This is a genomic window from Enterococcus sp. AZ101 (assembly GCF_050499005.1).
Taxonomy (GTDB): domain Bacteria; phylum Bacillota; class Bacilli; order Lactobacillales; family Enterococcaceae; genus Enterococcus_L; species Enterococcus_L ureilyticus.
On the sequence record NZ_JBMHEZ010000003.1, the window covers coordinates 369,768 to 392,244 of the forward strand.

27 protein-coding genes and 2 pseudogenes are annotated in these 22,477 nt (G+C 32.6%); 5 read left to right on the top strand and 24 right to left on the bottom strand.

All coding sequences use genetic code 11. The features are described from left to right. Positions 1-3 precede the first annotated feature (3 nt). The 8 genes from IGJ50_RS15660 to IGJ50_RS15695 all read right to left on the bottom strand — a co-directional run bounded on the left by IGJ50_RS15660 (position 4) and on the right by IGJ50_RS15695 (position 4,781). Positions 4-447, bottom strand: a complete 444-nt coding sequence (locus IGJ50_RS15660; RefSeq protein WP_429951322.1) for a helix-turn-helix domain-containing protein — start codon at positions 445-447, stop codon at positions 4-6. Between the two features lie 150 nt (positions 448-597). Further along, positions 598-1,041 carry a hypothetical protein gene (locus IGJ50_RS15665; protein WP_429951324.1) on the bottom strand — a complete coding sequence of 148 codons (444 nt, stop codon included), beginning with the start codon at positions 1,039-1,041 and terminating at the stop codon, positions 598-600. 42 nt (positions 1,042-1,083) lie between these two features. Next, positions 1,084-1,434 carry a hypothetical protein gene (locus IGJ50_RS15670; RefSeq protein WP_429951326.1) on the bottom strand — a complete coding sequence of 117 codons (351 nt, stop codon included), beginning with the start codon at positions 1,432-1,434 and terminating at the stop codon, positions 1,084-1,086. A gap of 188 nt (positions 1,435-1,622) precedes the next feature. Beyond that, a complete protein-coding gene (locus IGJ50_RS15675; protein WP_429951328.1) occupies positions 1,623-2,153 on the bottom strand; it encodes a hypothetical protein in 531 nt (176 codons plus the stop codon). Between the two features lie 173 nt (positions 2,154-2,326). Further along, positions 2,327-2,791 (bottom strand): hypothetical protein, encoded by a 465-nt coding sequence (locus IGJ50_RS15680; RefSeq protein WP_429951330.1) that lies wholly within the window; start codon positions 2,789-2,791, stop codon positions 2,327-2,329. A 38-nt stretch (positions 2,792-2,829) separates the two neighbouring features. Further along, positions 2,830-3,033: a hypothetical protein gene (locus IGJ50_RS15685; RefSeq protein ID WP_429951332.1), complete on the bottom strand. Its 204-nt coding sequence runs from the start codon at positions 3,031-3,033 to the stop codon at positions 2,830-2,832. Positions 3,034-3,388: 355 nt separating this feature from the next. Continuing rightward, the gene (gene fic / locus IGJ50_RS15690) at positions 3,389-3,991 is read right to left on the bottom strand and encodes a protein adenylyltransferase Fic (RefSeq protein ID WP_069640192.1); all 603 of its coding nucleotides are present in this window, start codon (positions 3,989-3,991) and stop codon (positions 3,389-3,391) included. A gap of 190 nt (positions 3,992-4,181) precedes the next feature. Then, entirely contained in the window at positions 4,182-4,781 is a 600-nt protein-coding gene (locus IGJ50_RS15695) for a site-specific integrase (RefSeq protein ID WP_111246957.1), read from the bottom strand. 273 nt (positions 4,782-5,054) lie between these two features. Here IGJ50_RS15695 and IGJ50_RS15700 point away from each other — a divergent pair, with 273 nt between their 5' ends. Continuing rightward, the gene (locus IGJ50_RS15700; RefSeq protein ID WP_429951334.1) at positions 5,055-5,528 is read left to right on the top strand and encodes a hypothetical protein; all 474 of its coding nucleotides are present in this window, start codon (positions 5,055-5,057) and stop codon (positions 5,526-5,528) included. Between the two features lie 268 nt (positions 5,529-5,796). Here IGJ50_RS15700 and IGJ50_RS15705 read toward each other — a convergent pair. Both IGJ50_RS15705 and IGJ50_RS15710 read right to left on the bottom strand, forming a co-directional pair. After that, a pseudogene (locus IGJ50_RS15705) lies at positions 5,797-6,330 on the bottom strand (transposase); the annotation flags it as partial. 168 nt (positions 6,331-6,498) lie between these two features. Next, positions 6,499-7,626: an alpha/beta hydrolase gene (locus IGJ50_RS15710; protein ID WP_429951336.1), complete on the bottom strand. Its 1,128-nt coding sequence runs from the start codon at positions 7,624-7,626 to the stop codon at positions 6,499-6,501. A 123-nt stretch (positions 7,627-7,749) separates the two neighbouring features. Between IGJ50_RS15710 and IGJ50_RS15715 the strand changes: the two genes are divergently transcribed. Next, positions 7,750-8,304 carry a TetR/AcrR family transcriptional regulator gene (locus IGJ50_RS15715; protein WP_429951338.1) on the top strand — a complete coding sequence of 185 codons (555 nt, stop codon included), beginning with the start codon at positions 7,750-7,752 and terminating at the stop codon, positions 8,302-8,304. Positions 8,305-8,816: 512 nt separating this feature from the next. On the opposite strand, the gene IGJ50_RS15720 is transcribed toward IGJ50_RS15715, so the two are convergent. Together IGJ50_RS15720 and IGJ50_RS15725 are read right to left on the bottom strand one after the other, a co-directional pair. Then, complete coding sequence (locus IGJ50_RS15720) at positions 8,817-9,356, bottom strand: hypothetical protein (RefSeq protein WP_429951340.1); 540 nt, start codon at positions 9,354-9,356, stop codon at positions 8,817-8,819. 374 nt (positions 9,357-9,730) lie between these two features. Next, positions 9,731-10,048 carry a DNA-directed RNA polymerase subunit delta gene (locus IGJ50_RS15725; protein WP_429951342.1) on the bottom strand — a complete coding sequence of 106 codons (318 nt, stop codon included), beginning with the start codon at positions 10,046-10,048 and terminating at the stop codon, positions 9,731-9,733. Positions 10,049-10,132: 84 nt separating this feature from the next. Here IGJ50_RS15725 and IGJ50_RS15730 point away from each other — a divergent pair, with 84 nt between their 5' ends. Then, positions 10,133-10,957, top strand: a complete 825-nt coding sequence (locus IGJ50_RS15730) for a hypothetical protein (protein WP_429951344.1) — start codon at positions 10,133-10,135, stop codon at positions 10,955-10,957. Positions 10,958-11,781: 824 nt separating this feature from the next. On the opposite strand, the gene IGJ50_RS15735 is transcribed toward IGJ50_RS15730, so the two are convergent. Next, positions 11,782-12,189, bottom strand: coding sequence for a DUF2871 domain-containing protein (locus IGJ50_RS15735; RefSeq protein ID WP_429951345.1), 408 nt, complete (start codon positions 12,187-12,189; stop codon positions 11,782-11,784). 355 nt (positions 12,190-12,544) lie between these two features. Between IGJ50_RS15735 and IGJ50_RS15740 the strand changes: the two genes are divergently transcribed. Next, positions 12,545-14,512 (top strand): bacterial Ig-like domain-containing protein, encoded by a 1,968-nt coding sequence (locus IGJ50_RS15740; protein WP_429951347.1) that lies wholly within the window; start codon positions 12,545-12,547, stop codon positions 14,510-14,512. Positions 14,513-14,855: 343 nt separating this feature from the next. On the opposite strand, the gene IGJ50_RS15745 is transcribed toward IGJ50_RS15740, so the two are convergent. The 10 genes from IGJ50_RS15745 to IGJ50_RS15790 form a co-directional block, all read right to left on the bottom strand. Continuing rightward, complete coding sequence (locus IGJ50_RS15745) at positions 14,856-15,197, bottom strand: hypothetical protein (RefSeq protein WP_429951349.1); 342 nt, start codon at positions 15,195-15,197, stop codon at positions 14,856-14,858. After that, positions 15,197-15,778 (bottom strand): hypothetical protein, encoded by a 582-nt coding sequence (locus IGJ50_RS15750; protein ID WP_429951351.1) that lies wholly within the window; start codon positions 15,776-15,778, stop codon positions 15,197-15,199. Before IGJ50_RS15750 ends, IGJ50_RS15745 begins: the two co-directional genes overlap by 1 nt. After that, positions 15,721-16,638 (bottom strand): hypothetical protein, encoded by a 918-nt coding sequence (locus tag IGJ50_RS15755; RefSeq protein ID WP_429951292.1) that lies wholly within the window; start codon positions 16,636-16,638, stop codon positions 15,721-15,723. The genes IGJ50_RS15750 and IGJ50_RS15755 overlap by 58 nt, the downstream gene beginning before the upstream one ends. Continuing rightward, positions 16,622-16,921 (bottom strand): hypothetical protein, encoded by a 300-nt coding sequence (locus IGJ50_RS15760; protein WP_429951353.1) that lies wholly within the window; start codon positions 16,919-16,921, stop codon positions 16,622-16,624. The genes IGJ50_RS15755 and IGJ50_RS15760 overlap by 17 nt, the downstream gene beginning before the upstream one ends. A gap of 42 nt (positions 16,922-16,963) precedes the next feature. Next, a protein-coding gene (locus IGJ50_RS15765; RefSeq protein ID WP_429949650.1) for an IS3 family transposase occupies positions 16,964-18,366 on the bottom strand; the annotation gives its coding sequence in 2 pieces (ribosomal slippage) (positions 16,964-17,820 and positions 17,820-18,366; 1,404 coding nt in all). A gap of 33 nt (positions 18,367-18,399) precedes the next feature. After that, the gene (locus tag IGJ50_RS15770) at positions 18,400-18,531 is read right to left on the bottom strand and encodes a hypothetical protein (RefSeq protein ID WP_429951355.1); all 132 of its coding nucleotides are present in this window, start codon (positions 18,529-18,531) and stop codon (positions 18,400-18,402) included. After that, on the bottom strand, positions 18,531-18,818 hold the full coding sequence (locus tag IGJ50_RS15775; RefSeq protein WP_429951357.1) for a TIGR04197 family type VII secretion effector: 288 nt from the start codon (positions 18,816-18,818) through the stop codon (positions 18,531-18,533). Before IGJ50_RS15775 ends, IGJ50_RS15770 begins: the two co-directional genes overlap by 1 nt. Before the next feature lie 361 nt (positions 18,819-19,179). Then, a complete protein-coding gene (locus tag IGJ50_RS15780) occupies positions 19,180-19,446 on the bottom strand; it encodes a type II toxin-antitoxin system RelE family toxin (protein WP_429951359.1) in 267 nt (88 codons plus the stop codon). Continuing rightward, on the bottom strand, positions 19,447-19,671 hold the full coding sequence (gene relB / locus IGJ50_RS15785) for a type II toxin-antitoxin system RelB family antitoxin (protein WP_429951361.1): 225 nt from the start codon (positions 19,669-19,671) through the stop codon (positions 19,447-19,449). Positions 19,672-19,856: 185 nt separating this feature from the next. Continuing rightward, entirely contained in the window at positions 19,857-20,093 is a 237-nt protein-coding gene (locus IGJ50_RS15790) for a hypothetical protein (protein ID WP_429951363.1), read from the bottom strand. Positions 20,094-20,178: 85 nt separating this feature from the next. Here IGJ50_RS15790 and IGJ50_RS15795 point away from each other — a divergent pair. Further along, positions 20,179-21,048 (top strand): annotated as a pseudogene (locus IGJ50_RS15795) (transposase); the annotation flags it as partial. A gap of 131 nt (positions 21,049-21,179) precedes the next feature. Here IGJ50_RS15795 and IGJ50_RS15800 read toward each other — a convergent pair. Beyond that, positions 21,180-22,226 carry an alcohol dehydrogenase catalytic domain-containing protein gene (locus IGJ50_RS15800; RefSeq protein WP_429951365.1) on the bottom strand — a complete coding sequence of 349 codons (1,047 nt, stop codon included), beginning with the start codon at positions 22,224-22,226 and terminating at the stop codon, positions 21,180-21,182. Positions 22,227-22,477 lie beyond the last annotated feature (251 nt).

Here is a 22,477-nt window from a genome sequence, read left to right on the forward strand (position 1 = left end):
CCTTCATTTTTCTTTTTTATAGTAAATAACTGTACCAAAGTCAAATTTGATTCCACGATTCTTTTGAGCCTTATCTAGGTACGTTGGCTTTGGAATATCTTTTATAGAAACACCTGTCCGCTCTAAATAATCTCGTACAAGTTTCAAAAATTGAACATGAGCCTTTTTTTCAGAAGTAGCAATCTTTTCATTTACAATGTTAGAGTCCTGCAAAACAATTATTTTCCATACTTCATTATTTGCTTCTTGTTCCGTCATGCCAGTTAGATACTCCATACCTTCCCTACTTATGATCTGCGTTCCTTTTCCGTTGCCTATCTTAGTAAAAGTTCCCTCAAGGAACTTTTCAGGATAATTATTATATTGCTGTAAAACATACGTACGTTCTTTATTCCATCTTTCACTTGCTTCAGGAAACGTCATAATACCTAACTCTTTCAAATTCAACTGATCACTCCTAATCTAAAAACCTTATATAATGTATAAATATATTATACATTATATAAGGTTTCTAGTAAAGCGTTTTTTACAATTAATCAAGAAATATTTTCATTTTCTGTGGATCTAATGCATGCAGCTATTGATCCTTTTTAGGAACTAAGTTAAGTTCACTATTTTTTGAAGTGTGCTCGAAAAAATCAGATAGTCTTTCTTATCATATATCTTTATTTTATAGTGGTCTTTTGAATTCTTATCTGTAGTACTAATGCAATAGTAAGGTTCCGACTTATTAGTCAAAGAACGATAAGTATTAGAGTCTTCATATCCATTAAATTTGAATAATGTATTATTTATCTTCATTTCTTTAATAGTCATTCCAAAACACTTAATTGTAATGATCCCTTCTTTGAGTATGATTTGACTGGATAGTTGCCACCAAACAAGAATCGTTAAAAAAATGGCAAACAGAATATATAGAACAATTGCCTCGAAATTCAAAAGTTCATTTTTGTAAGCAAAGAAAAATCCTCCTACTAAAATTACTAAAGCAAAAATTGCTTTCACATACCTATAAAATCCATACTTGAATATTTTTATCATGTTTTCCCCCTTCAGTTATTGATCCTTTTTGGGATAGTGTCTCTAGTTCATTTCAAAAATAATCTGCACATAGAAAACACGGTTCATATCCACGTAATAGCGAATAGTCTTGACCTTCTTTAAATTTTCACTATCTATTTCTTCTTGTAACACTGCTCTGTAGAAGGGTAGCTTATGACTAATTTTTTGAATAGCCGCAGGCATTTTCACCAATATTGTTTTAGTGTTTTTTTCTTCAAAGAACTGTCTTTCAAATGTTTGTAATTCATAGTCTTCTGACTGGAAAAACAAGTCTTGAAAACTAGATTCTAAATTGTCAATTGCCTTATCAGTTACATCACCATAAAAATTTAATCCTGGTATATTTTTTTGTTGAATGCTTGAAAAATTCATTTATCTTGCTCCATTTCAATTATTTATTGATCCTTTTTGATATATAGTTCGAAATTTTCTGTTTGGCCATAGTCCTGGCATCTGAGATTGTTCGTCATTATATCTAATTCACCTGGAAGATCTCGCGCTGCAGCTGGACAAAACAACCTATTTTTCCGAACGATCGTTTTTGAAAAAACGTATCCAGTTCATTTAGAACTCTTCTGGCTATTTATCTCTATACCTTTGTTGATATAGCTCTCAACTTTTTTAACATCTTCGTTTATTCCCGAGGTAGTAAAATGAAATACTTCAGTGTTTGTGTAAATTACTAGTTTAGCGCTTGATCGTGAGCTTCCTCTTGAGCTTCCTCTTGAACCTACACCATAACTCAATTCTGCCTTAACTCTACGTATTTTATTCATCTGAATTATAATTTCGTCACTACCAACCAAAATCCTTACACCCTTTGTGCATTTAGTTATTACAACTTCTTTCAAGAATAACTTTTCATAAATTATCTCAGACAAATATATTGCTCCTACAAAATAAATTGTTCCAAATAGAATTAGTAACACTTCACCATCAAGATTAATGCTAGTGTTACTAATTATCTCTATTCCAAAAAGAAATACAAAGATAAATGTAAGAACTAACAAAATTCTTACTGACATTTTTTTAAATTTTGAATTAGAATAGTTAAACTTTCCTTTCATTAAAACTTTTGCTTTTTTGTCCACCCTTTCTATCTACCTTTCTATCGTTTTTGGCGTATAGTTCGCCATTTTGAGTTTGGCCATTGTCCTGACCTCTGCAATCGTTCGTCAATACCTTCAAATACCTGGAGAGATCTCACGCTGTAGCCGGACAAAATAGCCTGTTTTTTCGAACGATTAATTTTTGGAATGGTCCATCAGCAAAATTCTAAAATTATCTCCAATAATTTTTTAATTCGATTGCGGTAAGTTTCGTTATACCTCATATCTGATAGTAGTTTAACTTCCTTAACTGTATACCGTTCGTTATCAAATAATTGATAAAATTTATTATCTTTCCCAATATAAACAGGTTCGTTAAAGTTTAAAAAATTAGATTTATTTTTGAACTGATCACCTGTAATATCAATAATTAATGAGCCGTCTTCTCCTAATAACCAAGCATGTGATTGCCCCTGACTAAAAGCATTAGTCACCAATTGGGTATGTATTCCATTTAATAGTAAGAACTGACCCAATAGTTCGCTAGTATCTGCACAACAACCGTTAGGAAATCTATTAAACGGTGTTTCAAAGAGCTGACCAGTGTTTTTTGCTTCTTCGATAGCGTTTCTAAACCTGCTTGAAAGATCGTATATTAGCTTTCCTTCTATATTAGACATCGGGTTATTCCTCCTAATTATCCTTTTTGGTATTCCGTTTAGTCCTTTGTCTCAATGTTTCTTGAATTTATTAAATAAGCTGTATGTATATCTTGTGAGTATTGAACGTAACCACCTGAATGAAAAGATTCTTCCATTCCGTATTCTTCTGCTTCTAAATAAGCCAGTGCTTTCTCCTTAGTTTTGAATTTGCTAAATGTTGCATTCATACCATCATTATATATCTCAGTGACTTGCCACATAATTTATCCTCCTTCAGTTTATTGATCCTTTTTCAAATTGACAATGCTGCTTCATTCCTTTAACATTAAAAATAAGGGAACAAGCCTTTATACCGAAAACGAGCGTTTTCGATAATTTGCATAATTAATGATTCAATGATAATGAAATACTGGTATTACTGGAAGCTGTCCTAGTTTTGGGGCAACTTTTTTATTTTACCAAAAACGGCGTTTTAGGTAATCACTAGATTGCTTGTTCAAGACAATACCTCAGTTTAAAAGTTGAAATGAGCTTAGAATCTCTCTACCATTAACGTAGTTTTACCGGATATAGATTTAGATATAAGTTTTGGTGATATTTTGTCCTTTTCACTGACTACAAGTCTTCAGTATTGAACTCTGTGTATCCTTCGTAGTAATAACTAACATCAATACCTTTCATGTATGTTTCACGATCATTTACTGAATAAGTTAGTGCTTGCTTAATTAAATGAGAAATTTCCAAATCCTTTACAGGACTACGCTCCATTGCAGAAAGATAATCTTCTTTGTTAATCAGATTCCAATCGATTACTTTTTTTATTTCTTGTTTAAGAATCAAGTCTAGCCATATTCTTGTACTACGACCATTTCCCTCACGAAACGGGTGTGCAATGTTCATCTCCACATATTTTGCTACAATTTCATCAATAGTAGATTGTGGCATTTGATCAATATGATTTAAAGAAACGTTCAAATACATCACCGGCGCAAATCGAAAATTCCCTTTAGCAATATTTACCGTCCTCATTTCACCAGCGAAATCATAAATATCTGAAAAAAGGTATCGATGAATAGCTGCTAGCCCTTTGAACGTTCCTACTTCTAGTTTGTTAATATCACCACTATCGTATAATTTCTTTGCATTCGATTTACTGATCTTTTCTTCTACTCTTGCTAATTCAACTTGGTTTGTAATGCCTAATTTATTTTCTAACATATTTCCTCTCCTAGCCCATTCTTAATTTTCAAACCAATGATCAAATTTTTGATCATTTAGTTACTGTCGCTTCTTTAATTGAACTATCTACGGAAATGATCAAAGTCTCTACCGTATTCTATCTATAAAAAATCGGCAAATTTCCAAAAAAATGACGTGTTTCTTCTATTATATAGTAAATAATTACACCCTATAAATCTAAACTCATTACGGCAGTATCTTTATCTTCTTGTGTGATCCCAATATAGCGTAATGTCTCACGCTGCGATGAATGATTTAATAATTCTTGAATGATCTCAATATGGGTTCCATTCTTGTAAAGAAAATAACCAAACGTCTTTCTCATCGAGTGGCTGCCAATATTTTTCATCCCCATACTTTTAGCTGCTTTACTCAAAACATCCCAAAGAGCTTGCCGGCTTAATGGCTGATCATTTCCTTTTCGGCTTGGAAATAAAAAATGATCAAATTCATGATTTGCTACCTGAGTTGGAAAAGAGTCATTCGCATACTCTAAAATCTGTTTTCTCAATTTATTCGAAATAATAATGGAATTGTGTTTTCCGGTCTTTTGCTCTTTCATTTCTAATCGTTCTTTCGCGATCACCCGACCACGAGAAATAATTAGCACGTCTGATAATTTTAATCGACGTAAATCTGAAATGCGATAAGCGGTATTTATTCCAATAGAAAATAGTAACATATTTCTTGGCCCCATTTTTCCAGAAGACAAAATGGCCTTCATTGCATCGATTTGCTTTTTTTCTCTGATTGGTTGGACAATTTTCATGTAAAAATCCCTCATTTTATTAATATGACTTAATCTTATTATACTACATATTTAGTCTTATTCAAACAATCTATAAATCTAAAGGGCTACTCATATAATGAATAACCCTTAGAGCCATCTATCTTTGGCCCATTTCTTTGAATACGACACAACATAGTTGTGTCGTATTCAGAATAATTCGATAATTATGAGACACATTTTCTAATTTACATTAGTTACTATAATACGTTATAGTAATGATAAGAAAGGAGTTTTTTTATAACAAACATCAAAATGATTGAAGAAGAGATCGAAAGAATTCTGATTAAAGACAAACGCTCCTGGGTTCGATTATTTGAATTAATTAGAGAAGTCGAAATTGGCACTCTATGGAAACCAGAGCATAAATCATTTACTCGTTGGATTAGACATTTAGCCTATGAGTCTGGTGTAACGGAGTCTTTAATTTGGAAACGAAAGAAAGCGGGCGAAATTTATTCCGATTACCAAAAGAGGGCAAAGAGAAAAGGAATCACTGTACCGAGAATTGAAGACGTTGAAGTCAGTCCTGACAATTTTGAATTGGTAGAGAAGATCAGCCAGGGAAATAAAGAAATTAAAGACGATTTAATGGAGAAAGTTCTAAAACGAGAGTTGAAGCGTTCAGATCTCATAAGCGCTTGGCAATCAGTTAAAACTATCAGACAGAATGATAAAGGGAGCATAATAAAAAAGAACAGCCACTCTGAAGGTACAAACTTATTTTGAGGTGAGTAAATGGAACAGCTCTTTTTGACTGTTTAACCAGATTAATTGCGACTTGACTGTCATGCACATTTCCTGGTGTGACTAGTTGTAGCTAAAATAACCCGTTGTCATCACAAGAAGCATGTGCAGAATAAGCAAATTGTTTTTCTCGCTCCCAAACGTAATAACCACTTTCTGGATCTGAATGACTTATTTTTGGAAGATTCAACTCACTTTCTGCGTTCCATGTAAAAAGACATTTCCCTATCAAAATACGTTCTTTATTTATTTCATCTTCTAATTCATCTTGATAAGCTTTTGCTTGACTGTAGGTCATTTCTTTCGCGAACTTATGTTTATTGGCATTCGCTTTGATATGAGTAGAATCAATATAAAGGTTGTCTTCCGTAACAAAACCAGCTTTTACAGTTTGTTCTAGAATATGAGAAAAAATATCTTCAAATAAAGTATTTTCTCTAAATCTTCGCACATAATTTTTACCTAATGTAGAGAAATGTGGGATACGCTTTTCGAGAGAATAGCCTAAAAACCAACGATAAGCAATGTTTGTTTCAACTTCTTTAATTGTCTGTCTCATAGAACGAATACCAAATAAATATTGGATAAAAACTAATTTAATTAAGACGACCGGATTAATACTGGGACGACCAGAGGTCGAATACGTAGATTCTACGATAGGATAAATGAAATCAAACTGAATCGTAGCATCAATCTTTCGAACTAAGTGATCTTTTGGTACAAGATCGTCAATTGTTAACATAGAAAATTGATTTCTACCTTCAACAGATTGTTTTTTCATCATTAGAATTACTCCCAAAATAGTGTATATAATTAGTATAAAACAAAAAAACTGCAAACAACACTCCAAATTTAGGAGTTTGTCTACAGTCTGACTGACACACTTTGTGTGTGTCAACTTTATTATAACAATTATTGTGATTTTATTTTACATAGATTAATAATTAAATATTTACCTATCCTTCAATAAAAAAGCAGATATATCTGTAAATGCTAATTTTTTGTTACCCACTTGACAGTGTTCTGCTCCACCAGAACGTTCTGTATAAAGAATAGCTTCCAATTTTTTTACATTCACAAGTTTATTGATTAAAAATGGTAGTCTGTTTGTTGGTACATAAAAATCTTCTGTGCCAGCCATCAATAAGACCTCTTGAGTAATTTTATCTTCAATTCCTTCAAGAGAAAAAGTTGAAATATATTTTAAGAGTTCAGATGGCTTATGTGTATTGGAAATAGCATAGCCTTTTGATAATTTAAAATTTAAATCTATGTTCAATTCAGCTTCTTTTGATAATAACTCATCGATTTGATGTTCATTTCCATTTTTTAATGCTGATTCTATAAATTGATATTGTTTTGGATCAAGTTTATTTTTAAAAGCATCGTTCATACTGTACATAATGTCAAATGCAACAACTTTTTCGATTCTTGGTTCAAACGCTGCTGCTCTCATACATAAGTAACCACCCAATGACATTCCCATCAAGTCTGCTTTTATTAAATTACAATAATCTAAAACTGCTGTAACTGGTTTTTCCCAATTACTAATCATTGGTACTTTTTTTCTAATCATCTCTCCTTGTCCAGGACCTTCAAATAAGACAAACTGATACTCATCGAGCGGTTCAAATAGATTGACTATTCTGATTAATTCTTCTAGATAAGAATCAAACCCTCCATGGATAATTAGTGTTTTTTTTGTCTGCTTATTATTCCTAATTATAACACCAGGCATAAAAGTATTTTCATAAGGAATCTGAATAAACGTCATCTGACTTGTATCAATACTTTTATAAAAGGTGTCTTTAAAAAGATTATATACTGGTAGTTTTCTTTCATCTTCTTCTGATAAAAAAAATTCTGCTAATTGATAATAGCAAGACGCAATGGCATACTCATTCTTGTTTTCTCTTTTTTTTCCAAGAGTAAACCATACTTTATACCATGATTCAAAATCTTTAAGTTTTAAGGATGCTTGTTTTACTTCTTCTTGTACATCATTTTCATTCTGATACACCTCTAAAAAGCGATTCATTTGAAAATTGAATTGCTCATTTTTATGATAGTTTTTAAACATGTTAATCTCCTCCTCATAAATCTTATTATGCTAGTAACTTAATAAAAAAAACAGATACAGATTCATTGTAAATGTATTATAATGAACATAACAAAATCAATTGTTCAGAAAGAAGGTATTTTAATGTACGAAGATTTACGTTATATTAAAACAGAAGAATTGATCCAACAGTCACTCATTCTACTATTAAAAACTCATTACTCTATTGAAAAAATAACAGTTAAAGACATTTGTGCACATGCAAGAATTGGAAGATCAACATTTTACACTCACTATCTAGATAAGTTCGATTTATTTGAAAAAACTATAAAAGTTTATACGATATCATTCGAAACGCTCCTAAGCCAACGCTTTTTGACAAACGATATATCTGAATCTATAAAAATAATTGTCACAGAATTGAATAAAAACAGAACAGAAATTACAACTTTAATACATTCTTCTTTCGATCAGTATGATCTAGAAAAAAATTTTCAATTTATTTTAAAAAAGCACTGTGTTCGATACGTACAGAGAATAAGTAAATACAAAAGCTTCTCTCTTCCAATTCCATTTATAGTTGAATTATATACCGCAAATTCAATGTCAGTAATTAACTACTCACTAGAAAATGAAACTTCTGATGATATTTTTTCTTTTCTACATAAACTATTTGATAATGGATTAAAATATGCTTAACCATTTACCAACTCTTTTGGATATAAAAGAGCAGCTACACCCTCTATGGTCTGAATTAATAAACAAAATAACAAGTAAAGATCTAACTAGAATTAAAACTATTATTTCAAAAAAACTATTGAATTTTTCTCTTGTATATCAAAGGATTCATGAATTGACTTTCCAAATTGCTTTTCAATTGATTCTTCTAGGATTTTTATGGTAGTAGAAAGGGAGCTATTCATTTCTTCTAAAAAGACTTTTTCTTTTATTTTTGCTTTAACATACGCTTTTTTTAATTGTAAGCTTGCAAAAATATGTCCATCACTAGAGCAATAAAAAACGAAACAAGTAGCACTACTTTACCCCATAATTGCTTAACTCAACTTAGACCTAAAATGATCAATGCTACAAGTATAAGGTTGCCTATTTCTTTGTCACTCAACTCAATATGTTCTGTTACAAAAATAATAGATAATAGTTTAAGTTTTGATAGTACTACCTGAAGAAAAAATGAGTAAATTGTTTACTCATTAAGAATACAGTTCAATCATTTCTAACCGGTTAATAAATTGTCTCAATAAAATTTTCACATTTTCGATTGATTGATAATGATCAAGTGATTCTGGATAAGATCCTAAAATTTTTAATGATTGCCAATAGTCAACCTCAATATCTAATAATATAACTGACGCATTATTCGTTACTAGTTGCTGAAGCTTTTTCAGATCCTCCTGAAATTCTTTTATAAAACCTGTTTTCCCTGTGATCATCATCATGTTACCCAAATCTTGATAGCTGTCACCTGCACGTTCATCTTTTTCTAGATCTATCGACTTACTTTTTATTAATCTAAGCTGTTCATTAGCTTGGTTTGGGTATTTCTTTTCTTCTAACTGGATTCTTTTTTGGATATCATCTGGGACATCTTCATAATAGTATTCAATAGTACCATCATAATTTATTTGAGCTATTTCAAATAACTCAATTCCATCTTTTTCAAATACAATGAAAGCTTGACGATAAACGTTTCTTTCAAATTTTAGCTCATGAACAGATTCCTTGATACCCAACCAATCACTCTTCCTGATTATTACTACACTATCATCCTTGTTAGTCACTTCTACTGGTTTCTGAAGGAAAGAAACTTCCTTAATTATATTGTAGAGGTCTTTCCTTGCTTCAGTTGTAGTTATTTTTTCATTATATCCCTCCTATAATTAATATAAGAGTAACACACGTACGTAAACTATTAATCACGAATTGCTAAACCATTTTTATACCTCAACTAAAAACGAATGTTTTTGGTATAGGTATTGTTTTACACTTATTCTTAATTCAAAGAAAGTGATCATGTAGCAGCTGCTGAAGATAATTTTTGTCTATACTCTAAATTTACATAAAAAGGAGAAAATAATAGGATTATTCTATCCTTTTTAAATTGCTATTATTTTTCCAAGCGTTTCGTTACATCATCTGACCACGCTGCATAGTAGTCAAAATCATATCCATCTTTTCGTGGATCTTCATCAATCATGTCAGGATCATGAATTATTGTCGCTGACTTTAATTCTTTGCTTTCGTCTTCAAGTTCATCTATCAAATCGTCTGGCACCTCAATAAACACCAATTTTACATTTTCATCTTCATTGGGTTCGTCTGCCATAAGATACTCTTTTTCACTTTCATATTCTTTTACCGCTTGACCAAAGTTCTCTGTCCAATTCCCAGTATTTTTAGAACTTTCATATCTGTAAAATTTCATATCTTTTCCTTCTTTCTTTTTTGTCCCATAAATGGTGCTTTATGGAAACCAGAACATTTATCCTTTACTCGTTGGATCAGACACTTGGCTTATGAGTCTGGAGTAACGGAGTCCTTAATATGGAAACGAAAAAAAGCTGGCGAGATTTATTCTGACTATCAAACGAGGGCAAAAAAGAAAGGATTATCTGTCCCAAGAATCGAAGACGTCGAAGTTAGCCCAGATAATTTTGAATTAGTAGAAAAGATCAGTCAGGGAAATAAAGACATTAAAGACGATTTAATGGACAAAGTATTGCATAGAGAGTTAAAGCGGTCTGATTTAGTAAGTGCTTGGAAATCAGTCAAAACAATTAGACAGAATGATCAGGGCAGCATAATCAAAAAGAACAGCCACTCTGAAGTCAGCTGCTCTGAAAAAGAAAAAGAGATAGCATTATCTGTTTCAGACATCGCTATCTCCTTAACTTATAGTTCTTGGCTAGATCACTTTCCTGATGTTAATATGAACAATTTTACCGCTCACTCTCGAAAAAAAGTTTATAAGTTGTTCCCTAATTTTTCGTTTTACTCATCTTTAAGTGATCGATTACATACTATAGACTTTTTAGTTATTGAAAATTATACTAGCAAACCACATCAATTGAATTTGCACTCTATTGAAGTCATTCTAACTGAAGAAGATCTTCACCGGTCTTTCAGTAGTAGACAATACCAGCAACATATGAATTATTTATGGATTGTGATTCCTTCTAATATAAAAGGAGAAATTGGTTCAAAGGTTTCTGAAGACTACGGAATACTTGAGTTAGAAAATCAGAGAGTCTCTACTATCTTAAAAAAACCCATTTATTCATCTGCAGTGAATAAGTTTGATATCTTTCAAGGTACTTTAATCAAGTTACTCTAAAAATTTTATTTCATTTTTTGGGAATCTTTTTGTTTTAACCTTTTTTAGCATGAAATTCTGTTTGCTCTACACTTTTTGTATTAATGAGAAATCCGTGATTTTTTAATGTATAATAGAAGAAAAGTCTGGAGAATTTTTCCTTTAGACTCTTTATAATACTTCATCTAATTCTTTGGTTTTTAATAATTAAGGCTCTCTAGTAGAGTTTTTTATTAGTTCATACATAGTGAAAATAACAAACATTGTTAAAACTATCAAAGTCAACCTGTTAGATTCATAGGAAATAAAAAAAGAAATTTGAATTATTACTGGTTAGCATAGTTACTTTCTCTTAACCAAGAGTGTATTCAATTATGCTATATTCCAAATAATATGGATACCAATTGCTATCCATACTAAAATTGAGAGGTATGTTACTCTTGAAAAACTATTACAATTAAGAAAACATATAGTATCATTCAGAGAGTCGCCGGATTTTTTCCTAGCCCATACGCTTCAAAATAAATCATCCCATCATAATACCTGCTAATAAGTAGTGTATTATGATGGGATGGGGTTAATCCTATGAAGTGCAACATCCGCTCATTTTTCAGTCTCAATATAACATAAAAATCCGCAATACATAGCTTCTTTTAAAACTGATATAGTAAAATACCAATTAATTTTATAAATAAGCTGAATACTATGATTTTTTTGTTCCCCAATTATTAACTTTCCAGCTCCTTCTTCATTCGATAAATGGTCATACGGTTTGCACCAGTCATATTTTAAATAGGCGTGATTAGAAACCCTCTCAAAAATTAAATCTTTGATCTGAATATGAACTAGTCATCTAATTCAACTGAATCAAAAAGAACATTAAAAAAATAACCTAATCCAATAGTTAATACAATATGTCCCAAACCAGCAATACCAGAAATAGCAGCACCTAGTGACTTACCTAAAACAGTCAGAGTTCCATTTATAATCATGACTAATAAAGTTATACCTAAGCCACTGTTATAAATTGCAAAAAATTTTTTATAGTTTTTATGCCTCGTTAATTGAAAATTTTTTTCTAATAGCAGGACAATCAAGAAAAAAAACATGCCCAATACTAAAATGTGAGTATGTAGGGTACTTAACTGTGTCTCCTTAGAATAGTTAAAAAGCTTAGTAAATTCCCTATAATAGACACCCGAGATCAAACCGAAAATCATATAAAACATGCTTACACGTACTAATTTTTTCATTATATCTCCTTATTATTTTTTTATAATAAATTATACCATACTTTAAAAATTAAGTAATTATTTTTTAGGAATAAGAAGAGTCAAGGATAATCTATCTACAATTTATAAATGTCCTACCTATATGAAAAATGAGTGTTTATGGAACGAATAAAACTTTTATAAATTGTAGATATTTTTGTCTATTTTCAATCATGTCAATTTTTGTAGACTATACCATCTGTTTTTTATACATTTCTTGTTTTATTTATTAATTTTTTATTTAGCTATTTATCTTTAACTAATATTATTATATACTATGTATATAATAATATATATATAAGGAACGGATGGGATTTCTATTAAAAAAATTAATATTGTGTTAGCAATTTTTGTATTGTCTTTTCAATTTATTCCTTCAGGAATTGTTTTAGCCGAAAGTACTGTCCAAGAACAGTCTATTCAAGATAACGATAGAATAGAGTTACCTAATGATACGGTAACTCTCAATGTTGGTAATATTTTCTCTCCTGAAAATTATGCTACAGCTTTCAGAGGTGACCAAGAAATACCTTATGGAGATGGTGAATTTACTGCTATTTTTAATGATGTAGATACCTCTAAAGCAGGGACTTATACGATTACTTATAGACTTGAAAATGTCATGGCTGGAACATTTATTGATAAAACTATGACTGTTATCGTTCAAGATAACGATAGAATAGAGTTACCTAATGATACGGTAACTCTCAATGTTGGTGATATTTTCTCTCCTGAAAATTATGCTACAGCTTTCAGAGGTGACCAAGAAATACCTTATGGAGATGGTGAATTTACTGCTATTTTTAATGATGTAGATACCTCTAAAGCAGGGACTTATACGATTACTTATAGACTTGAAAATGTCATGGCTGGAACATTTATTGATAAAACTATGACTGTTATCGTTCAAGATAACGATAGAATAGAGTTACCTAATGATACGGTAACTCTCAATGTTGGTGATATTTTCTCTCCTGAAAATTATGCTACAGCTTTCAGAGGTGACCAAGAAATACCTTATGGAGATGGTGAATTTACTGCTATTTTTAATGATGTAGATACCTCTAAAGCAGGGACTTATACGATTACTTATAGACTTGAAAATGTCATGGCTGGAACATTTATTGATAAAACTATGACTGTTATCGTTCAAGATAACGATAGAATAGAGTTACCTAATGATACGGTAACTCTCAATGTTGGTGATATTTTCTCTCCTGAAAATTATGCTACAGCTTTCAGAGGTGACCAAGAAATACCTTATGGAGATGGTGAATTTACTGCTATTTTTAATGATGTAGATACCTCTAAAGCAGGGACTTATACGATTACTTATAGACTTGAAAATGTCATGGCTGGAACATTTATTGATAAAACTATGACTGTTATCGTTCAAGATAACGATAGAATAGAGTTACCTAATGATACGGTAACTCTCAATGTTGGTGATATTTTCTCTCCTGAAAATTATGCTACAGCTTTCAGAGGTGACCAAGAAATACCTTATGGAGATGGTGAATTTACTGCTATTTTTAATGATGTAGATACCTCTAAAGCAGGGACTTATACGATTACTTATAGACTTGAAAATGTCATGGCTGGAACATTTATTGATAAAACTATGACTGTTATCGTTCAAGATAACGATAGAATAGAGTTACCTAATGATACGGTAACTCTCAATGTTGGTGATATTTTCTCTCCTGAAAATTATGCTACAGCTTTCAGAGGTGACCAAGAAATACCTTATGGAGATGGTGAATTTACTGCTATTTTTAATGATGTAGATACCTCTAAAGCAGGGACTTATACGATTACTTATAGACTTGAAAATGTCATGGCTGGAACATTTATTGATAAAACTATGACTGTTATCGTTCAAGATAGCATACTTGGTGCTGATGTAACCATTCACTACCAAGATACAGAGGGAAATACAATTGCTCCTGATGTTGTGAAATCTGGTAATATTGGAGACCCTTATTCTTTTGAACAATTAACCATAGATGGCTATACATTTAAAGAGGTTAATGGGAATCCAAACGGAACATTTACTGATACAGCTCAAACTGTGACTTATGTTTATACGAAAAACACGATTAATCAGCCTTTAGAACCGACTAAACCTTCTGAATCATATACAAAACCAGTAGTTAAAGCAAAGACAATTAATTCAGCTTCTACAACAGCCACCTTGCCACAAACAGGTGAAACAAACTCACCTTTATTAACAGACGTTGGTGCAATGATACTGCTTGCAAGTGGAGCATATATATTAACTTTTAAACGTAAAAAAAGTAACTAATCAAGTTATTTAAATAGTAAGTTCACATAATCTCAATTACCCCAAGTACCCCATGTATCAACCGATACATGGGTTCTCTTTATGAATTAAAACTGTTCTACCTAAACAGCCAATGGTATCCCTCACTTTATCTCCAAGAACTGTTGTAAAATTCGAAAATAAGGAAATTCACTCTTTGATATTTTTGTCCTCATTTTTTGTTCTTTTGTCGAATTTAAACTCTCTGTTGTAGTTGTCCTTTTTCACCTAAAACCAATGTTTTTGGTATACGTATTTTTACATTAATTCTTTACTAAAAAAAATTGTACAGTAACTATTGAATTTTTTGTCTATCCTCTTTTCTTCAATTGGTGTCTTCATCCCATTCAGGCAACTGTTTAATAAACTGTGCATGAAAATCATACAACTGTTCAAATTCAGTATTTAAATGACCATATATTCCAAGTAATATTATTAACTGTTCTTTAAACATCTGATTACTATTTAATACGTTTAAGTCAACATCAACATCTATAGACTTTATCGTAGCAATAGTTTGCTGCAATTCCTTTAAATCGTCTTCAATCTCTTCAAGTACGTCTTCTTTTAATTTTTTTATTGGGAAATCTGAAGTATATTCTTTTTTGTTTTTCTTGTCTATTTCTTCATAAAATTTTACTAAAGTCTTCCAATCAGCATTTTCCACTATTTTAAAACCCTCCCTAAAGCTTTTCTGGTTTTATCGGCATTGACACTTCCGTCTAAATTCAAAACTTTTTCTAACTTACCACTGCTATTAAAAACTTCTAGATGATCTTTGTGCATCCCGTCTAAATAAATTTGATCCCCTTTTTTTAATCCATATTTTTTTAGTTGCTTGTCATCTACTTTATAAACTTGCTGCCCATCAACTATTTTTCCATTTTTTGAAACATTATCTTTTATATTAGATCCAAATTCCGTTTCAAAAAACTCTTTCATATTCGCAACAGCATTGTTATCTGGTTTGTAAGAATAGCCATCACCTAAACTACCCCAAGCACTTGTAAACACACCAGTTCCATGACCAGATATTGCTAATCCACTTGCATTAATTGCAGGAACAGCAACTACTCCTGCACCACCTGAAAAGACAGTGAACGCTGCTGAACCACCAAAGGCCCATATTCCTCCGCCGATAAACTCTGCTCCACCTTGTACTAAAGAAGTTAAGTCTGCTACAAATTGCCCTACAGCATAATTTTTTGTTCCTGAAAATTCTGCGCCAAATTTTCTTTCCCAAACCATTCATTTAATAAAGATTTACCATTATTATTAGCCAACTGATCAATAAATCCAGACCCGAAGCCTTTAATCATATCTATATTTTGCGTCCTAATAGATTCTTGCAATGTACTCGTTAATTCTGCATCAAATTTTCCATCAACATACACACCCAAGACATTCCCATATTCATCAAATTTTGTTATAATCTCTTGATTTGCAAGAGTATATGCTTTTACTTTAGCATCAATTTTTTTCTGGCGATCTCCCCAACGAGTCGCAATTGGCTTTGCCCAATTCATGTCTAATTTCTTGATATCAAACGTCCCTGAAGCAGCATTCCATGCTTTACAGTCCTTCACTTGGGCAAGACCTTTGTCTAATTCCTGTTGTGACGAGTTGTATTCATCAAAGTAGCTTGCTGACTGCGCACTGTATGCACGAAACTTTTCTAGCTTCTCTTGTCTCTTTTGCATGGCTTCGTAGGCATTCATCGATCGTTTTTCCAAATCTGGTCTAGGTGTTTTCGCATCACGTATTAGTTCGTCAATCGTATGCAATAACGCCCTGTAGTCGTCAATTTCTGCTAAGATTTTATCCTCATCCATATCCATACCACTAACCGTTGATTGATACTCACTTAGAAATTTCTTGTGGGCATTAGCTAATGCTTCACCTGTCATAATAATAGACTGGCAAATTGGCGTGTAGGCAACCATAAAGTAACTCTTTGCAGAATCATAGGCTTTACTGGATAAAGGGGCAGATAGAAACGAACTTACGCTTTGTTGTAAAGAAGCGGCCGCTTGTTGGGCTTGTGTACTAACTTGTGCAGCCTGTGAGCTTCTCGTTTGTGCTTCTGATACACTAAATTTTAGTCCCACTAAGATTCTCCTTTCCTTCCGATTTTAAGAAAGTTCGTTGATCGAAACGGACAGAATCCTCTTGCTCTAACAAGTTCTTACGATCTTGTGCCAATTGTTCTTGCTCTTCTTCAAATTCCTGTAATGCTTTGCGTGACAAATGAAATCCCTCGTCTTGTCGCTCTTCAAAAAAGGGTCTTTCTTCTGGATCTACTTCATTCAACGAATGTTCATATAGTTTGTGTTCTTGTTGTTGCACCCTATAAAAGCGTTCTTGTAATTGTTCAATGTGTAGTGACCCCAAAAAGTTAGACTTTTTATAGAGTGGATTTTTCTACTCTATTTTTTATGCAGTTTTTTGATCGAACTGTCGAAACTCTACTGGACTTTTCCAGTTAAGTTTTTCTTTGATTCGATGATTATTATAATAATAAATATAGTTTTCAATTGCTCGTCTTAACTCATTTTGACTCCGATAGACTTTGCCATAATACAATTCTTGCTTTAGAATACTGAAGAAATTCTCCATAGGAGAATTATCTAAACAGGTTCCTTTCCGAGACATACTTTGAAAGATACGGTTGTCCTTTAATGTCTGTACATAGGTATTCATTTGATAAGCCCAGCCTTGATCAGAGTGGAAGGTGCGGCGATAAGGACAATCATTTGTTTGAGAAATTGCTTCTGCTAACCCTGCCATAACTGTTTTACCGTTTGGTTGAGTAGAAAGGCTGTAGCTTAGAATTTCACTGTTATACATATCCATAAACGGATCTAAATATAGTTTTTTCAGTCGAAGAATGCCCGCGTCATCTGTTTCATAGTATTTAAATTCAGTTGTATCCGTCGTGATTTTTTGATGAGAGACCGAAGTGTTGAATCTTCGATGAATCAAGTTTTTAGCTACTTTCCCAACGGTTCCCTTATATGAATTATATTTCCTAGATTTCTTGGTAAATGCGTTGACTTGTAACTGTAGCTTTTGAATTAATCGCTGTACTTTCTTTTTATTTACTTGGTATCCACGTCGTTTTAATTCTTGTGTCATTCTTCTATAGCCATAATGTTGATGTTCTTTACGAATTGCTTGAATTTCTTCTTCAATCATTTGTGTTGAAGTTGTTCTGTCGAGGCGTTTTTGCCAGTACATGTAAGTGGATTTTGGAAACCTTAGGGTTTCCAGAATATCTTTTAATCGAAAGTATCCTCGGAGGCTGTGAATGATTCGCGCGATTCGTTCATTTTTTGTTCGTCCTCTATACGCAGCCTCCTCAATTCTTTTAAATAGGCATTCTCAATTTTTAACATTCTATTTTCTTTTTCTAGTTTATCTAATTGAGATTGTTCACTTGGTAATGGTTGGATTTCATTTCGTTTCTTCTTAAACATTGTAGGTGGACGTCCTTTCTGTTTAGAGAGTCCATCTATACCAATCTTACGATAGGTTTTAAGCCAATTCGCAATCAATGATGGATTGTTCATTTTGAGAAGATTGGCTACTTCTTGGTAGGACAACTCTGTAGTTAAATACAACTCTATCGCATCTAACTTAAATTGAACAGAGTAATTCCTACATTTCCGACTACGAAGTAGTCCTTCTTCGCCTAATTCATTATACGCATGGATCCACTTTCTTATTTGAGTGTTAGAATTAAATCCATATTTTTTTGCTAAGCAATTTATTCCTCTTTTTTCTTCAAGATGCTCTTGAACAATTTTTAATTTGAATTCTAAACGATATTTTGCCATACAAAAAGACCTCCAAAAGTTAGATTTTTGGGTCTAACTTTTGGGGGTCGGCTCAATGAATCCTTGCTCTTTTTTATTCTCTCGTTGTGCTTCTTGAAGTTCCTCCAATTGATTATTGAAACGATATTTTTTATCGTCAAAGAGTTGTTGTGCTGTTAATTTCATTATCTCAGCCCTCCAAAAGAAAGAGTCGGTAACTGAGCAATTTTTTGATCAATCTGTTCAAACTCTTTGGCGACAGAATGAATGTTGTCCCCTGCTTGTACAACACTGTTAGAGATCCCTTTTAGACTGGATTGAAAGGTTGAAAAACTCTGTATTGCTGCACTATTTCCTGCAACGTTGGTTTGTCCTGAACTAACAGAGACAGAAATTCTATTTAATGCGCTTGCAGATTGGCTGAATGAAGCTGACACGCCCCCTGCTACACTGGTTGTGCTATTAATAGACAATTATAGCCCTCCTTTTGTAAAATACAGTTTGCTATCATTAGTTTAAATGATTACAACTAAAAAGGGAAGACACTTTGACATTATAGAATAAAAATAAGCATCTAGAAAAGAACTCTAATTATTTGTAAAATATCTATTCCCAATAACGAATGTTTTTGGGAAACGTACATTTTAGAGAAACTGACACACTTTTATTGTGTCAGCTCTATTATTGTTTAAATTATGATTGTAACTTTTGATAGTCTAACATCCTGATTTTTATTGATCGATTTTATGTGATCGATACTTTTAAGTTTTGATAGTTTAGCTTTTAAAAAAATGAGTAAGACAATCTCACTCATACTTTTTATTAATCTGAAAATTAGTATATCTTTCTTCTATGACCCACTTCTAATGCAAGAACAATTAATTCATTTTCTTCTATTTTACAAATCACTCGATAGTCACCAATTCTGTATCGCCACTTTCCGTTGTGATTTCCAACAAGTGATTTTCCAAATTTTTTTGGGTTATTAGTATTATCTATATTTTTAGATAACCATTTCAGTATCATTCTTGCAGTAAACTTATCCAGCTTTGCTAATTGTCTGTCAAATTTTGGTGTAGTTTCTACTTTATAGTTTGGCAATTAATCTACCTCATACTTTTTCAAGAGATTTGCTAAAGGATTACTTTCTCTAGTTTTTAAGTATTCTTCATAAGCAAGATCTCCAATATGTGCATCATAGCTATCTTCTAAACTTTCTAAAGTAGACGTTCTTAACAAATCTGATAAACTTTTGCCTTCAAATTTTGCCATTTCATCAAAAAATTTCTTTTCCTCATCGGAAACACGAACAGTAATAGTTGCCATATTTAGACACCTCTTTCTTCATTAGTATACTTAAAGTATATCATGAACATAAACGCGGGTAAACACATTTGTGTTCACTGTTTAATAAAGCTAAAAATATTCTGTCCCAAAAACAACTGTTTTTGGTATAGCCAGTAATAAAAAGAAAAGCTCTTTAGAAAGAACCTTTCTTTTTAAGCATCAAATTAGTAAATCATTAGTTCTTCTTTTGTTAACGTCTGAATTTCAAACAGCATTGGGTTGATTCTTTGTCTCATTTCTTCATACTCTACATAGTAATCTTTTGATTGCACTTTAGTCACTTTCACTTGAGTAAATATTCCTTTCAACAGGAGTACATGCTTTGTTTCTAAATTCAAAATACAAACTGATCCTCGAGGATTTGCTTTTAAACAAGAGGCAATTAAATCTTCATCATCCATACAAAATAGCACTAAATAGTTATTCAGCTTTTAACAGGTTTTCCAAAAAGCTTGAACCTCTGGAAATCTCATCGCATTTGTTGTAATGAAACTTTTCCAGTACTTTAAAGAGCAAAAACTCGCTTATCAAAAACATAGACGGATTTTAGGGCAACGAAACAGTTACTCTAGAGATGATCACATGAAAAACGGTCAATTGAAAGCAGGCTATAATCTTCAAATCGCCACAAATAGCCAGTACATTTTAGGTTACGACCTTTTCTCAAATCCAACAGATACACGGACATTGCGCTCTTTTTTGACCACTTTAAAAGAGCGTTTCTTTGAACTGCCAAACTATATTGTCGCAGATGCTGGCTACGGATGTGAAGAAAACTATCAAGCGGTTTTAGAGGATCACGAGCGAACACCACTCATTACTTATGCTATGTATCATAAAGAACAAAAGAAAAAGTTTAAACAAAATCCGTTTCTTCCCGCAAACTGGTTGTACCAAGAATTAGAGGATGCGTTTCTTTGTCTAAACGGACGGAAAATGAGTTTTAGAAATTATTCTATTCGTGCAGATAAATATGGATTTAAACGGTATTTAAAACGGTATGAATGTGAAGACTGCTCGAATTGTCCTCTTCGAAGCCAATGTATAAAAGCGAAGAGTGACAAGAATCGTGAGATTCAATAGAACATGAACTGGGAATACTTTAAAGCAACGATTCAACAGCTGCTTTCAGAAGAAAACACGGGTATACTCTATCGCCAACGAAAAATTGACGTTGAACCTGCTTTCGGACATTTGAAAGCTTGTTTAGGCTTCACTCGTTTCTCTGTTCGAGGAAAACAGCAGACACACAATAAAATTGGTTTCACGTTAATGGCAGGAAATTTAAGGAAATATAGGCTAAGTAAGCCAGAAAATAAGAAGGACTCTCCCAATAATCTAAAAATAGAAGACTGAAAATCATTTTTTACGATTTTCAGTCTTCTATTATAAGGTTCATGGGACTTACGTCCAAGCTCTTTAGAGAATTAATATGTCATTGTGTTGAAGATTCATCCAATTTAGTTGCTTTTGTAAAACTTGTAATCTTATTTAGATACAACAACCATTGATTTAATTGTTTTACGGTCTTGCATGTCTTGATAGGCTTGATTAATGTTATCTAAGTTATACATTTGTGTGAAAACACGACCAGGATTGATATTGCCATCTAAAACTTCTTTTAAAAGAAATTGTTTGTTATACGTCGTTACAGACGCAGAACCACCAGCTATTGAAATATTTTGTGCGAATGTTGAACCCAGTGGTCGATTATTGTAATGTGGTACTCCTACATAACCAATTCTACCCCCATTGCGAAGAACTCCAATGGCTTGTTCAATAGCAGATTCTGTTCCCACGCATTCAAGAGCAGCATCTGCACCACCACCAAGAATCTCACGGACTTTGTTAATTCCTTCTTTACCACGTTCGGCTATGACAGAAGTAGCTCCTGAATCGAGTGCCATGTTCTGGCGATCTTTGTGTCGGCTCATAAGAACAATTTGAGAAGCACCACGCATTTTCGCAGCAATCACAGCACACTGACCTACCGCACCATCACCGATAACAACAACTTTATCACCTTTTTTAACATTAGCACAACGCGCTGCATGATATCCTGTCGGCATCACATCTGCTAAAGTTAATAGCGACTTAATCATACCTTCTGTATAATCTGATGGTTGACCAGGAATTTTGATCAAAGCCCAATTTGCATAATGGAATCGTATATATTCCGATTGGAAACCATTAGACCAGTTAGTAAAACCTTGATGACGATCACATGTACCGTCAAACCCTGCGCGGCAAGCCTCACATTCACCACAGCCGTGAGTAAATGGCACAATAACAAAATCTCCAGGTTTTACAGAAGTGATGGCAGAACCAATCTCTTCAACTATCCCAAGAGCTTCGTGTCCATCGTTGATTGAGTGTGCTTCTTTGTTGTCACCATGAGAATATGACCATAAATCAGAGCCACAAACACACGCACGGACAACTTTGATAATAACATCATCTTCAGCTTGTAAATGTGGTTTGTCCACTTCTTGAACTGTTACTAGACCAGCTTTTTCAAAAATTGTAGATTTCATATTAATAGTACCTTGAACTACCGAATACACATAAACGCTAAATTATTCGGAATTCTTTTCCTTTCAACTTTAATATATTAACTAATATTTTTACTTAATTCAAATACATAGTAACCATTCCTCTTGAACTTGTATAGCCTATACTAACTGCAATTGCTTGAAGGTAGTTTTCATAAGAAACATCACATTGGATAGCAATTACTTTATAATCTAAATCTCCTAAATCTGACCTTCATTTTTTTATTTCTATC

Bases quoted from the DNA above. Each gene is read 5' to 3' on its own strand.
- IGJ50_RS15665 (WP_429951324.1), bottom strand. From the start codon at position 1,041: ATGATAAAAATATTCAAGTATGGATTTTATAGGTATGTGAAAGCAATT.
- IGJ50_RS15670 (WP_429951326.1), bottom strand. From the start codon at position 1,434: ATGAATTTTTCAAGCATTCAACAAAAAAATATACCAGGATTAAATTTT.
- IGJ50_RS15680 (WP_429951330.1), bottom strand. From the start codon at position 2,791: ATGTCTAATATAGAAGGAAAGCTAATATACGATCTTTCAAGCAGGTTT.
- IGJ50_RS15685 (WP_429951332.1), bottom strand. From the start codon at position 3,033: ATGTGGCAAGTCACTGAGATATATAATGATGGTATGAATGCAACATTT.
- fic (WP_069640192.1), bottom strand. From the start codon at position 3,991: ATGTTAGAAAATAAATTAGGCATTACAAACCAAGTTGAATTAGCAAGA.
- IGJ50_RS15695 (WP_111246957.1), bottom strand. From the start codon at position 4,781: ATGAAAATTGTCCAACCAATCAGAGAAAAAAAGCAAATCGATGCAATG.
- IGJ50_RS15700 (WP_429951334.1), top strand. From the start codon at position 5,055: ATGATTGAAGAAGAGATCGAAAGAATTCTGATTAAAGACAAACGCTCC.
- IGJ50_RS15710 (WP_429951336.1), bottom strand. From the start codon at position 7,626: ATGTTTAAAAACTATCATAAAAATGAGCAATTCAATTTTCAAATGAAT.
- IGJ50_RS15715 (WP_429951338.1), top strand. From the start codon at position 7,750: ATGTACGAAGATTTACGTTATATTAAAACAGAAGAATTGATCCAACAG.
- IGJ50_RS15725 (WP_429951342.1), bottom strand. From the start codon at position 10,048: ATGAAATTTTACAGATATGAAAGTTCTAAAAATACTGGGAATTGGACA.
- IGJ50_RS15735 (WP_429951345.1), bottom strand. From the start codon at position 12,189: ATGAAAAAATTAGTACGTGTAAGCATGTTTTATATGATTTTCGGTTTG.
- IGJ50_RS15750 (WP_429951351.1), bottom strand. From the start codon at position 15,778: ATGGTTTGGGAAAGAAAATTTGGCGCAGAATTTTCAGGAACAAAAAAT.
- IGJ50_RS15770 (WP_429951355.1), bottom strand. From the start codon at position 18,531: ATGAAATTAACAGCACAACAACTCTTTGACGATAAAAAATATCGTTTC.
- relB (WP_429951361.1), bottom strand. From the start codon at position 19,671: ATGGCAACTATTACTGTTCGTGTTTCCGATGAGGAAAAGAAATTTTTT.
- IGJ50_RS15790 (WP_429951363.1), bottom strand. From the start codon at position 20,093: ATGGATGATGAAGATTTAATTGCCTCTTGTTTAAAAGCAAATCCTCGA.
- IGJ50_RS15800 (WP_429951365.1), bottom strand. From the start codon at position 22,226: ATGAAATCTACAATTTTTGAAAAAGCTGGTCTAGTAACAGTTCAAGAA.